Source organism: Leifsonia sp. PS1209 (genome assembly GCF_012317045.1).
GTDB lineage: Bacteria > Actinomycetota > Actinomycetes > Actinomycetales > Microbacteriaceae > Leifsonia.
The window spans coordinates 2,792,828-2,805,750 of the sequence record NZ_CP051154.1; the positions used below are offsets into that span (position 1 = coordinate 2,792,828).

Here is a 12,923-nt window from a genome sequence, read left to right on the forward strand (position 1 = left end):
CCGAGAATGATGCTAGGCCTGACGGGATGAACGTTCCGCTGCGGTCGCAGCGACCTTACCCGGACGAAACCTAGCCCTGCTGCACCGGGATCGAGATCGGGGCCGTCTGCGTGTCCGGCTCGGTGATGCCGATCAGCCGCGCGATCCGGGACGCGACGGCGTCCGGGTCGGCGAACAGTTCGAAGCTGTGCACGCGGAGGTAGTGCCAGCCGAGGCGGCGGAGGACGTCGGGGCGCAGGCGCAGGGATTCGCGGAGGCTGCCCTTGTTGACGTCGTCGTCGGTCTCGACCGCGACCGCGCGTCCGGCGTGGGAGGCGACGAGCGCGAGCTTGCCGCGGTAGCCGAGCTGCACATCCAGCCCGCGCCTGGTGAGGCGTTTGGCGAGGTCGAGCACCATCGGGTCCGCGTCGTGGCTGAGGTACTGGGCGGTCGCCGCCTGGATCTGGTCGGCCTCGCCGAGCACCTGGGCGAGCGCGGCCATGCCGTGGCGCATCCTGGTCTCGTCGATGTCTTCCGGCTTGAAGCAGGAGACGATGTCCATGCCGCGGCGGGCGCGGGTCATTCCGACGGCGAGCAGCCGCTCCCCTCCCGGCTCCGCGAGGGCCCCGAAGTTGGAGAGCAGGCGGCCGTGCGGGGTACGGCCGTATCCGATGGAGAAGATGACGCGGTCGCGGCTCTGCGCCACCGACTGCTCCAGCGTCACCACCGTGAACGGCTCCGCCCGGTCTTTCAGGATGAAGTCGGCCAGTTCCGTGCGCTTGGCGAACGCCGCAAGCACGGCCTGGTTGACGCGCACGGCGTGCCGCTCGCTCGCCGTGATCACCATCAGGGATTCGCGGGGACGCTCCGTGGCGTGCTCGAGCACCAGCTCGACCACCTTCGACACTTCGGCGTCCGTGCTCTCCACGGCTCCGGTGTCGCTGTCCGGCATCCCCTGGCCGCCGGTGACGTAGTTCAGGGTGAGGCTGCCGTGGCCGAGGTAGGTTCCCGCCCAGGGCAGCGAGTCGATCATCCCGCCGTAGAAGCGGCGGTTGACGAGGTCGGCGAGGTCTTCCCCGCCCGCGCGGTAGCTGCGGGTGAGCGTGTAGACCGGGAGCAGTTCGGACAGCTGGGCCAGCGCCGAGCCCGCGTGCGCGGCATCCACGTCCACCTGGTCGACCGTCGTGCCGTATTCGTGCGCGCCGATGTCGAACGGAGACGGCGTCTGCGTCACCGGGTCGCCGAACGCCACGATCTGGCGGGCACGGCGGATGACCGGCACGTTCTCCGACAGCATGGATGCACCGGCGTCGACGAGCAGGACGGCGTCGAACGCGACATCCTGGCTGATCGAGGTCACCTCGTACGGCGACACCAGCCACACCGGCGCGAGCGGGCGTGCCAGGTGCGGCGCGACCTCGTTGAGGGTCGCCGCCGTGGTCTTGTCGCTCTTCAGCAGTTTCTTGAGCGCCGCAGCTTCCTCCGGCCAGTCGACGATGCCGATCTTCCAGGTCTCTGCGAGCATCCACGCGAGCTGCTGCCCGGTGGCGGAGGCGTGCGCCTCGTCGACCAGGCGGAAGTCGGCTTCGAGGCGGTCGAGCACACCGGTGTTGCCGTTGAGCAGGGCGCGGTCGGAGGCGAGCAGCGTCTCCAGCACCGACTGCCACCAGGCGAGTTCGAGCTCGGCGGACACCTGGGTCTCCGGCACGTGCCGCAGCGACAGGTCGGAGAGCAGCGGGTCGAGTTTCCGCTCGCGCAACTCGGTGAGGAGCGCCGTGCGCTCCTGCAGGTTGGCGAGCACCTCCGACTCCGCGGCGAGCCCCGCGATCTGCCTGGTCAGCTCGTCGACGGGGAGGACGGACAGCGAGAACGGCGTCCCCGTGCGGCGCAGGGGGATGTCGAGCCGGGCGAGGTCTTCCGCGACGCGCTGGTATGCGACCTGCACGTCGGCGATGCCCACCGGCACCTCCGGCACCACGCCGGCGGCGGCGAACCGCTGCCACAGGATGCGCTGCTGCTGGATGCGCCGCAGGCTCTCGTTGAGGTCGGTGACGTGCACGCCGGGGCGCACGTATTCGAGCGCCAGCTTGCGCAGGCGGCGGCGGTTGGCGCCGGACATGGTCGGCGACTCGCGGCGCGTCGCCGTCGCGGCGATGAGTTCGGCGATCGAGCGGTCGTAGACGGCCGGCTGGAACTTGTCGAGCGTCTCGCGCACGTCCATCAGGAGGCGCAGGTAGACGCCGAGCTCCGCGATCGACTCGAACGGCCGCATCCTGGTCTGGCCGATCAGCGACTTCGCGCGTTCGAGCAGGCGGGGCAGTTCGGAGCGGTTGAGCTTCTTCGCCAGCTCGTGCGCCGCGTTGCCCTCGGCCGTCGTGCCGAAGGAGGCGCCGTACCAGGGCGAGTCGTTCGGGCCGTAGCGGAACTCGCCGAGCCTGGCCGCGCGGATGAGCGCGTCGGCGGCGGCCGGCCTGTCGTTCGCCAGCAACTCGATGGATGCGCGGTCCAGCCGCGCCGTCGTGGACGGCGGGGTGGGCAGCAGCGAGAGGCGGGACAGCTCGCCGAGCGCATCCAGCACGGACACCTTGAGCACGGGATCGCGGCGGGTGAGCGCCGAGCGGTAGTCGAGCAGCACCTTGCGGAGGCGCACGAGCGCCTCGTCGACGTCGGTGACCTTCGGCTGGGTGGCCTTCTCGTTGCGGCCGATCGACTGGATCACGTCGCGGCGGAGCGTGCGCGGCGTCACGGCCAGGCCGGGCAGCCCCACCTGGGTGAGCCGGTGCGTGATGTCTTCGATGCTGGACCGGCGTGGGGTCACGACGAGCACGCGCTTGTGCTGGGCGACAAGCGCGCCGACGGCGTTGACGATGGTCTGGGTTCCGCCGGTGCCTGGCAGCGTCTTGACGACAATGGAGTTGCCCGCCGCGATCTGGGCGACGACGTTCTCCTGCTCCTCGTCCGCATCCAGCAACAGCGTGTCCGTGGCGGGAGGACGCTCGTCCTGACGGACGGGCTGCACGGGGTTGAAGGCGCTCTCGACGGTGCGGCGGGCGGACGGGTTGCCGGCCAGCGCATCCAGGACCACGTTGTCAAGGTCTTCCGCCTCGGCGCGCATGGCGGTCGCCACGTCGGCGAACGAGGAGACGACGAGCCGCGGCTGCACGTTGAACCAGGGCAGGTGCGATGTCAGGCCGCGCAGGCGGTCGATCACCGGCTGCGGCTTGAACACGCCGTTGGTGAGCGCGAGCGCGACGAAGGCGTCGGCGTCGAGGGTGATCTGGAACTGCTCGGCGAGAGCACGCGCCAGCTCGGGGTTGAGGTACGGCTGGCCCTTGAGCTTGAGTTCGAAGTCGCGGCCGTAGCGGCGGATCGCGAGCGGGCGCAGCAGGATCGGAGCGGTGTACTCCTCCCCGCCGTGGCGCCACTGGGCGAGACCGATCGCCAGGTGCACGGACTCGATGCCGCGCACCGAGCGCAACTCGATGCCTTTGGCCGTGATCGCGTTGGCGGCGGCGCGCGCGGTGCGCAGAGCGAGTTCGTCGCGGATCAGGCTCGACAGCAGCGTCGACTGACCGGTGATGAACTGCGGAAGGCCGCCGGGATGCGTCGAACTCAGCTCGATGCGCGTCCGCGGGCTGTCCTCGAAGTGCAGCAGAGGGGATGCGCCGCCGAGGGCCGCGATCTCCTCACGCCACCTGTGCCACACGGGCTCGGCGATGTTGCCGGCCACGAGAGCAGGGTCACCGAGGCTGATCGCGTGCGGTGACGTGGTGTTCTGCGGGTTGAGGGCGTCATCGTCCGGAATGTCCGACATCATGTCGTCATCCTCGTTCTTCCTGTCCAGTCGCCACACACGGCCACCCTACGGGCTGATTCCAGTATTCCCCTTGCAATCCGGGCGAGTTTCGCGCTAAAGGGCACTGTCCAGGCTACCGCTCGCTGCGACGCACCCTCTCCCCGAGCAGCGCGAGGCCGAGCAATCCGCAGGCGATGTACACGAGCGCCTGGCCGTTCAGGATGGCGACGACGTCGAAATGCTCAGCGAGGAAACCGGCCACCAGCAGCCCGGCGCCCTGAGCGGCGCCGCCGAAGGTGGTGACCGACGCGAACACGCGGCCGAGCGCCTCCGGTGGAGTGACGCGCTGCACGATCGTGATCAGGCCGGTGGTGGTGGCGACGGCCGGAATGCCGACCGCGATGAACAGGCCGACGTACACGCCGACGGCGGTGGTCACCGGGTACAGGTTCCAGGTGAGCAGCGAGATCGCCCCGAAGACGAGGTAGCCGGCGCCGACCAGGGTGCGCGGGGCGAACCGCCGCAGCAGCACGCCGCTGAGCAGCCCGCCGATCACGCCGCCGATGGCCTGCACGCCGCGCAGCAGGCCGACCTCGGTGCCGTTCGCCCCGAGCCGGTCGGTGACGTACACGATGAAGAGGACCAGGAAGATGCCCTGCGCGAACTGGCCGAGCGTGGTGATCGCCGTCACAGCGCCGAGCGGACGCAGCCGGCGAATGGTGGAGAGGCCGTCGAGCCACTGCCGCAGGAAGTGGACGCGCGGCAGCGGAGGGTGGTCGGCGTCCGGCGCAGTGGATGCGCGGGGCCGGCTGAGCGCGACCAGCCCGGCACTGAGCAGGTAGCTCGCAGCATCCACCACCACCACGCCGGGCAGCCCGACCAGCACGAACGCCAGGCCGCCGAGCGGGGAGCCGATCAGCCTGGCCAGGTTGTCGCTCACCGCCATCAGTGCGTTGCCCTGGCCGAGCTGGTCGTCATCCACGAGACGCGGCACCAGCGCCTGCTTGGCCGGGTTGACGATCGCGCCGAGGCACGCCTCGAGCGCTGCGACGACGTAGACGATCCACATCCGGTCGGCGGACGCCGCCAGCAGCGGGAGCAGCAGAGCGCCCTGGAGCAGGTTGGCGACGATCATGGTCCTGCGGTGGTCCCAGCGGTCGACGAGCACGCCGAGGAAGCTGCCGAGCACGAGCATCGGCACGAGCTCGGCCAGGAAGACGGTGGATGCGCCGAGCGCGCTGCCCGTGACGGCGAACGCGAACAGCGGCAGCGCGATCATCAGCAGCCAGTCGCCGGTGTCCGAGATGAAGCTGCTGGCCCAGACCAGGGCGAAGTCGCGCCGGAGCAGCGGCGAGCGCTTCCGCTCCCCCGCCTGTGGCGACCGGGTCTCCGTCACGATGTCCTCGCATCCGGGTGGCGGTAGGCGTTCAGGTGGAGGGCGACGACGTCGCTGCCCTCCGGTGCGTCGTCGCGGGTGAGGCCGATGTACGGGCGGATGAGCGCATCCAGTCGTTCGCCGAGGTCGCGGAGCTCCTGCGGCGTCATCCGCAGGGCGTAGCCGGAGAGCGTCATCGCGTCCTTCCACTCCTCCGGCTGCGTGTCGCGGCCGGCGACGGCGCGGCGGGTGAGCGCCGCCTCGTCGTCGATCTGCTTCTCGACCAGGGCGCGTTCGACGGTGTCGGAGCCGAGGGCGGTGGCCGGGTCGTCGCTGCTGCCGAACTGCAGCCCCGTGGCGGTGGAGCGCCAGGGCCGTTCGCGTCCATCCACCGGGTCGACGGACTCGACCAGGCCGTAGCGCGCGAGCGAGCGCAGGTGGTAGCTGCAGTTGGAGGCGGTGGAGCCGACGACCTCCGCGCACTGGCTGGCCGTCTGGGTGCCGAACGCCATCAGGTGGTTGAGCAGGGCGAGCCGCAGTGGATGCGCGAGGGCGCGGAGCGCGCGGGCGTCGGTGACCTGCCGCCGGTCCTCGGGTCTGCTCGATGTGAAAGACATGTTTCACATTGTCGGCTGTCGGTTCTTTCACGTCAAGCGGGGAATGGTTGACCGGGCAACGCGTTGTTGTAGAACGTTAACGAACGCAACAGAGCGGGAGAGCGATGTCGAGCACCACCACGGCCAATATCGGGTTCCGGTCCGAGCGAGGGCCCATCCTGATCGCGCTGATGCTGACCACCGGACTGGTGGCCATCGACTCGACCATCCTGGCCACGGCCGTCCCGTCGATCGTCGCCGACCTCGGCGGGTTCTCGCAGTTCCCCTGGCTGTTCTCGGTGTACCTGCTCGCGCAGGCCGTCTCCGTCCCGCTCTACGCCAAGCTGTCCGACACCATCGGGCGCAAGCCGATCGTCCTGATCGGCATCGGGCTGTTCCTGGTCGGCTCCGTGCTGTGCGGGTTCGCCTGGAGCATGCCGGCCCTCATCGCGTTCCGCGCCGTGCAGGGCCTCGGCGCCGGAGCCATCCAGCCGATGGCCGTCACCATCGCCGGAGACATCTACACCGTCGCGGAGCGCGCCAAGGCGCAGGGCTACCTGGCGAGCGTCTGGGCGATCTCCTCGGTGGTCGGGCCGACGCTCGGCGGGTTGTTCTCCGAGTTCACCTCGTGGAGGTGGATCTTCTTCGTCAACGTGCCCCTGTGCATCCTGGCCGGGTGGATGCTGATGCGCACCTTCCACGAGAAGATCGAACGACGGAAGCACCGGATCGACTACGCCGGCTCGATCCTGCTCACCTCCGGCATGACGCTGCTCATCCTGGCGGTGCTCGAAGGCGGGACCGGCTGGGCCTGGAACTCGGTGTGGAGCATCGGCTCGTTCGTGCTGGGCGGCCTCATCCTGGTGGCGTTCGTGCTGGTCGAGCGGCGCGCGGCGGAACCCGTGCTCCCGCTCTGGGTGTTCTCGCGGCGGCTGCTGGTGACGACCACGCTGGTGTCGCTCGGCGTCGGCGCGATCCTGATCGGGCTCACCTCCTACGTGCCGACCTACCTCGAAGGAACGGTGCACGTCACGCCCCTCATCTCCGGCCTGGCGGTCGCGGCGCTCACCATCGGCTGGCCGATCGCCGCCTCCCAGTCCGGACGCTTCTACCTGCGCATCGGCTTCCGCAACACGGCACTGCTCGGCTCGGCCATCGCGCTCGTCGGGGCGATCACGCTCGCGGCGACCAGCGTGCACCCGAGCGTCGCGTTCGTCGCGATCAGCTGCTTCATCGTCGGCCTCGGGATGGGCCTCATCGCCACCCCGACCCTCATCGCTGCCCAGTCGAGCGTCGACTGGAACGAGCGAGGCGTCGTGACGGGCACCAATATGTTCGCCCGCTCGATCGGCAGCGCGGTCGGAGTCGCGGTCTTCGGCGCGATCGCCAACTCGATCATCGCCGGCTCGGCGGGCGGCGAGCACGACCCGGCGACGGTGCAGGCCGCGGCGACCGCGGTGTTCGTGTCCGTCGCGGTGGTCTCGGCGCTGACCATTGCCGCCGGGGCGTCGATGCCGCGCTCGCGGGTGGAAGACGTGGCGTTCACGCCGGCGAGCTGAGGACCGCTTCGTCTCGCTACGGCTTGCGCGCCAGCATCACGAACTCGTTGTACGGGAACGCCTTGCCCGCGGCCCGAGGGAACGGGAACGAGTACTGCCGGATCGGCGTCAGCCCGAGCTTCACACTCAGTTCGCGCAGGCCGTCGAAGTCGACGAACGTCACGTGCGTCGCGTCGCTGCGATATCCGCGCTCCTGCGGCGTGATGAACGCCACCTGCCCGCCCGAACGCACATACGGCAGGTAGCTCTGGATGAGCTCCACCGCGAAGTCGGGATCCAGGTGCTCGACCACGTGCGCGACGAGGGCGGCGTCGAAGCTGCCGGGCACCGCATACGGAGAGGACGGGAACTCGTCGCTCGTGAACGCCGTGAGGCCGCGGGCGCGTGCGGTCGCGATCGACTCGGGGTTGTGGTCGACGCCGACGCCGTTGTTGCCGAGGTGGGCGAGGTTGCGGCCGAGACCGCAACCGATGTCGAGGACCCTGCCGAGGTGCATGTGCCGGATATTGTACCGGTACGGCGCCTGGACGTTGAGCGTCCTCCTCCACCAGGAGTTGTCGAGCCTGCGGAGTCGCTCGGCGTAATCGAGGCCGGCCGTTCCGCTGCCGGAGCCTCCCGGCTCTTCGGCTTTCGCTGCCGTCACAGTCGCCCACCTTCGTCTCGCATCTCTGCAACGCTACGGCACCGGCACAGCCCCTTCAAAGCATTGAGCCAATAACATCGTCACGGAACTGTTCACCGTTGATGGGATTGAGCCGAATGGCAACAGGCAGGGGCGCTTCGGGGCCGAATAAACGCGACCGCCGGGAAGAGGCGAGAGAACACGCCCGCCTCATGCGCGAGGAAGCCGCCAAGAAGGCGAAGCGCCGCAAGATCATCGTGCAGGGTTCGGTGATCGTCGGGATCGTCGCCGTGCTCGCGATCGTCGGCGGGTTCATCTTCGCCGGGGTCAACGCGGCCAACAACGTCGCCAACCCGAAGAACATGCAGAGCGGCGGCATCCTGCTCACCGCGGCGGACAAGGCGGTGACCACGCCCGCCATCGCGAAGGGCGCCGAGCCGACGCCGACCAAGCAGACACTCGACGGCAAGACGGCGCACATCCAGATCTGGCTCGACTACCAGTGCCCGTACTGCAACCAGTTCGAGACCACGAACTCCGACCAGATGAAGCAGTGGATGGCGGACGGCCAGGCGACCCTGGAGATCCACCCGGTCGCGATCCTGGACTCGTCCACGAACAAGAAGTACTCGACCAGGGCTGCGGCAGCCGCATCCTGTGTCGCCAACTACCAGCCGGACAAGTTCTTCGACATCAACAGCGCCCTGTTCGCCAACCAGCCGGATGAGCAGACAGGCTCCGGCTTGACCAACGCGGAGATGCTGAAGCTGTTCAAGGACAAGGGGGTCTCGTCGCAGCAGATCACCGACTGCGTCAACGACCAGCGGTTCGCGAAGTTCGTCACGAACCGCACCGCCTCCGCGGTCAGCGACCCGCAGCTGCGGGGAGCGAACGGTTTCGGAACGCCGACCGTGTTCGTGAACGGCCAGCGATACTCGGGCGGCTTCACCGACGCCACCACGTTCGCGTCGTTCGTCGGAACGGCCGTCAAGGACGCCGGTGCCAGCGGAAGCGTGACCTTCCCCACCCCGACGCCGAAGAAGTAGCACGCGCAGCAGCGCAGCACGGGAGCGCCCGGTCTTCTGACCGGGCGCTTCTGTCGTTCGCCGGCGCGGTGTAGCGTTCGCTGCACCAGCACGGACACCAGCACGGACGGCGAAGGGAAACACCATGGACCGCATCCCGGACGACGGCATCGACGGCCTCGACGACGACCTGCTCGGCGACGCGGACGCCGGAGACACGGCAGGCTGGGTGGACCCGGCCGACGGCGACGTCGACTACGCGGCGGACGATCCGATCGCCGCCGCCGACTTCGCGGACGACCTCGTCACCACGGACGCGGTCGCCGGCGAGACGGTCTGGCCCGGTGCCGGCGACGGCAACGACGGCCCGACCGGCGGCGCCCCCGGGGAGGCCTCCCCGCTCTACGACGAGCACGCGGACCCCGCCGACATCGACGCCGACCCGGACACGGCCATCGACGCCGCCCGCGACCCCGACGCCTGACCCGCCGCGCCCCCAAACCATCGAGTCCGAAGTTGTTCACGGCCGCGAGCGGCGTGTACATAACTCCCGGCTCGATTGTTTGGGTCAGCGGGAGGCGCGGAAGGCCTCCAGCTGGGCGATGGTGGGGTACGACGACTGGGCGCCGTGGCCGGTGGCCGCGTACGCACCGACGACGGCTGCGAACGCCGCGGAGGCCGCGAGCGTCTCCCCGGCGGCCAGGCGCAGCGCAAGCGCTCCCATGAACGCGTCGCCGCATCCCGTGGTGTCGACCGCGGAGACCGGCACCGCGGGCACCGTGGTGTGGTCGCCGTCGTCGAACACGAACGCGCCCTCCGACCCGCGAGTGATGACCGCGCGCCGGATGCCTCGACCGGCGAGCCGGGATGCGACCTCCGCCGCGTCCACGGATTCCACGTCGACGCCGAGCAGCGTCGACGCCTCGTGCTCGTTGACGAGCAGCACGTGCGTCGCCGCGAGCAGCGCGTCCGGAACCTCCGCGTACGGGGAGAGGTTGAGCAGCACGGTCGCACCGTCGGCCGCCGCACGCTGGGCGGCGGCGACCACGACGGCCGTGTCGATCTCGAGGCACAGCCCGAGCACGCCGCGACCCGCGAAGGCGTCGCTGTCGCGCACATCGTCGGCGGTCAGCCGGTCGTTGGCGCCCGGGCTGACGACGATGGTGTTCTCGCCGTCGGCGTTCACGGTGATCATCGCCGTGCCCGTCGCTGTGCCGTTGATCCTGCGCACGCCGTCCACGTCGGCACCCGCGCGGCGCAGCGAGCCGGTCAGCAGCTCGCCGTGGGCATCGGCGCCGACGGCTCCGAGCATCCGGACGTCGCCGCCGAGCAGCGCGGCCGCCGCGGCCTGGTTCGCGCCCTTGCCTCCCGGCAGGGTCACGAGTTCCGAACCGCGCACGGTCTCCCCCGGTCCGGGGAAGCGCTCGGTGCGCACGACCAGGTCGGCGTTCAGCGACCCGACGATCAGGATGCCCGAGTCAGTCATGCGTCCACCCTCTCATCACGACGCCGCGGCCGCCGCCCGTGCCTCCGCCGCTCATGCCTCCGCCGTGACGGGCTTCGGGATGAGGAACGACACCGCGAGGGCGACGACCGTGATCGCCGCTCCCACGAGCATCCCGGCGCTGTAGCCGACCGTCGAGGTGCTTCCGGCCGGGCTGAGGACCACCTGCAGCACGGGAAGCAGCGCGAAGCTGAGGCCGGCGCCGAGGTTGAACGCCCCCGCGTTGAGGCCGGGCAGGAAGCCCGGGTTGTCCGCCGGGGAGAGCACGATGCCGAGGCCGTTGAGCATGATGTTCGCGATGCCGGCGTAGCAGACGCCGATCAGCACGGTCGCGACGATGAGCACCGGCATCGAGTGCACGCCGACGAACGCCATGATCAGAGTCGCGACGATGCTGCCGACGAGTCCGACGCGCAGCACGGTGCGGTAGCCGAGCGTCGGCGCGAGGCGTCCAGCGAACGGGCCCACGATCCAGCCGACGATCGCATACGGGGTGAGGAAGGCGAGCGACGCGAGGTCGGCCTGCATCCCGAACCCGGCGTCGCCGTTCTGGGCGATCGAGGTGACGAGCCCGTTGACGACGGCGAACACACCGGTCATCGTCAGCAGCGTGGTGACCAGCAGGGCCCAGGTGCTGCGCTGGCGCAGGTACTTCGGCGGTACCAGCGGCTCCCGGATGCGCTTCTCCACGAACCAGAACACCACGAACGCGACCAGCGACAGCACGATGCCGCCGATGACGAGCGCCCAGTTGGCCGCGGCCAGCTTGCCCGCCTCGTTGAGCGCCATCAGCAGTGCGCCGATGGAGACGACGAGCGGGATGACGCCCCACCAGTCCATCCGCGTCCCGGCGGACGGCTTCGACTCGACGCCCCAGATCAGGACGAGCGCCACGGCGATCACCGAGACCACCGCGATGACCCAGAACACGGAACGGAAGCCGAGCGTGGTCGCGAGCCAGCCGCCCGCGATGGCGTCGATACCTGCGATGCCGCCATTGACCGCGGTGAGCAGGCCCATCGCCGCTCCGTACTTCTTCGGGTCGGAGATCTCGGCGCGCAGCATCAGCAGGCAGACGGGGACGACCGGCCCGGAGACGCCCTGGATCGCGCGGCCGACGTACAGCATCGGCAGGTTGACGGCCAGGGCGGCGACGACGCTTCCGAGCATCATCACCACGAGCATCCCGATCAGGATGCGCTTGCGTCCGACGATGTCGCTGAGCCGCGGGAGGAACAACGAGAACAGGGCGGCGAGCGTGAAGAACATGGTCTGCGACAGCCCGACGGAGGCGTCGTCGGTCTTCAGCTCGTGCGCGATGGTGACGAGCACCGGGCTCAGCATGCTCGCGTTCAGCTGGAACGCGACGCAGGCGGCGAGCAGCGCGGCGGTGAGGGCGGCGAGGCTCTTGCCGCCGCTGGTCAGGCCGGAGCCGGTGCGGGTGGCGCCGGTGGATGCGGTCAGGCCGCTCATGCGCCGACCTCCCCGATGCGCTCGAGTGCGTCGACGACGAGCGCCCAGAAGCGCTCGTGGTCGAGGTCGGTCGCCGCCCAGGTGGTGCAGTCTTCCGGTGCGGGCGCACGGAAGTCCGCCACGGTCATCCCGAGGGTGAGCGTGCCGGTGAGCTCGATGTCGATCGGCACCTTGACGGTGCGGACGATGCTCGGGTCGATCACGTACGCGACGGCGCACGGGTCGTGGACGGGCGGGGCGTCGAAGCCCTGCGCCTCCTTGTAGGTGTGGCCGAAGAACTCGAGCAGTTCGACGACGAACTGCGCGGGCTTCGTGCCGACCGCACTGATCGCCGCGACGACGTCGGGCGTCGCGAGCGCCTGGTGGGTGAGGTCGAGACCGACCATCACCACCGGCCAGCTCTCGTTGAAGACGATGTGCGCCGCCTCCGGGTCAATCTTGATGTTGAACTCCGCGACGGCGCTCCAGTTGCCGACGTGGTAGCCGCCGCCCATGAGCACGACCTCCTTCACGCGCTCGGCGATGCGCGGCTCCTTGCGCACGGCCAGCGCGATGTTGGTGAGGCCGCCGGTCGGCACGAGGGTGACGGTGCCCGGCTCGTTGGACATGATCGTGTCGATGATCAGGTCGACCGCGTGACGCGCATCCACCTGGGTGGTCGGCTCGGGGAGGACGGGGCCGTCCATGCCGGAGTCTCCGTGGATGTCCGGCGCGTTCTCGATGATGCGCACGAGCGGGCGGGTCGCTCCGGCGGCGATCGGGACGCCGATCATTCCGGCGATCTCGGCGACGGCGAGCGCGTTGCGCGTGACCTTCGGCAGCGTCTGGTTGCCGACCACGGTGGTGACGGCGAGCAGCTCGATGTCTGGGTTGCCGTGCGCCAGCAGCATCGCGATGGCGTCATCGTGCCCTGGGTCGCAGTCGAGGATGATTTTCTTGCCCGGATTGGCCACGGGGGCTCCACTTCGTCGGGGGATGAGTTAAGCGCTTAATG

Annotated in this window: 10 protein-coding genes; 3 read left to right on the forward strand and 7 right to left on the reverse strand. The window is 69.7% G+C overall.

Annotation, left to right across the window (positions count from 1 at the left end; all coding sequences use genetic code 11):
* Nucleotides 1–70: 70 nt before the first annotated feature.
* The 3 genes from HF024_RS13280 to HF024_RS13290 all read right to left on the reverse strand — a co-directional run bounded on the left by HF024_RS13280 (nucleotide 71) and on the right by HF024_RS13290 (nucleotide 5,767).
* On the reverse strand, nucleotides 71–3,793 hold the full coding sequence (locus tag HF024_RS13280; protein ID WP_247597443.1) for an AAA family ATPase: 3,723 nt from the start codon (nucleotides 3,791–3,793) through the stop codon (nucleotides 71–73).
* Between the two features lie 115 nt (nucleotides 3,794–3,908).
* Nucleotides 3,909–5,171 (reverse strand): MFS transporter, encoded by a 1,263-nt coding sequence (locus tag HF024_RS13285; RefSeq protein ID WP_168689847.1) that lies wholly within the window; start codon nucleotides 5,169–5,171, stop codon nucleotides 3,909–3,911.
* Complete coding sequence (locus tag HF024_RS13290) at nucleotides 5,168–5,767, reverse strand: helix-turn-helix domain-containing protein (RefSeq protein ID WP_168689848.1); 600 nt, start codon at nucleotides 5,765–5,767, stop codon at nucleotides 5,168–5,170. The genes HF024_RS13285 and HF024_RS13290 overlap by 4 nt, the downstream gene beginning before the upstream one ends.
* Nucleotides 5,768–5,871: 104 nt before the next feature.
* Here HF024_RS13290 and HF024_RS13295 point away from each other — a divergent pair, with 104 nt between their 5' ends.
* Nucleotides 5,872–7,305, forward strand: coding sequence for an MDR family MFS transporter (locus HF024_RS13295; RefSeq protein ID WP_168689849.1), 1,434 nt, complete (start codon nucleotides 5,872–5,874; stop codon nucleotides 7,303–7,305).
* A 16-nt stretch (nucleotides 7,306–7,321) separates the two neighbouring features.
* Here the strand turns inward: HF024_RS13295 and HF024_RS13300 are convergent, their stop codons facing one another.
* Nucleotides 7,322–7,948, reverse strand: a complete 627-nt coding sequence (locus HF024_RS13300) for a class I SAM-dependent methyltransferase (protein ID WP_085369817.1) — start codon at nucleotides 7,946–7,948, stop codon at nucleotides 7,322–7,324.
* 191 nt (nucleotides 7,949–8,139) lie between these two features.
* Here HF024_RS13300 and HF024_RS13305 point away from each other — a divergent pair, with 191 nt between their 5' ends.
* On the forward strand, nucleotides 8,140–8,973 hold the full coding sequence (locus HF024_RS13305) for a thioredoxin domain-containing protein (protein WP_168689850.1): 834 nt from the start codon (nucleotides 8,140–8,142) through the stop codon (nucleotides 8,971–8,973).
* 124 nt (nucleotides 8,974–9,097) lie between these two features.
* The gene (locus HF024_RS13310) at nucleotides 9,098–9,436 is read left to right on the forward strand and encodes a hypothetical protein (RefSeq protein ID WP_210723953.1); all 339 of its coding nucleotides are present in this window, start codon (nucleotides 9,098–9,100) and stop codon (nucleotides 9,434–9,436) included.
* Nucleotides 9,437–9,520: 84 nt separating this feature from the next.
* Here the strand turns inward: HF024_RS13310 and HF024_RS13315 are convergent, their stop codons facing one another.
* Genes HF024_RS13315 through HF024_RS13325 form a run of 3 tightly spaced genes read right to left on the reverse strand, consistent with a single transcriptional unit; the run spans nucleotide 9,521 to nucleotide 12,882 of the window.
* Nucleotides 9,521–10,438 (reverse strand): ribokinase, encoded by a 918-nt coding sequence (locus HF024_RS13315; protein ID WP_168689851.1) that lies wholly within the window; start codon nucleotides 10,436–10,438, stop codon nucleotides 9,521–9,523.
* Nucleotides 10,439–10,489: 51 nt separating this feature from the next.
* Entirely contained in the window at nucleotides 10,490–11,920 is a 1,431-nt protein-coding gene (locus tag HF024_RS13320; protein WP_247597444.1) for an MFS transporter, read from the reverse strand.
* Between the two features lie 5 nt (nucleotides 11,921–11,925).
* Nucleotides 11,926–12,882 carry a nucleoside hydrolase gene (locus HF024_RS13325; protein ID WP_168689853.1) on the reverse strand — a complete coding sequence of 319 codons (957 nt, stop codon included), beginning with the start codon at nucleotides 12,880–12,882 and terminating at the stop codon, nucleotides 11,926–11,928.
* Between the last annotated feature and the right edge of the window lie 41 nt (nucleotides 12,883–12,923).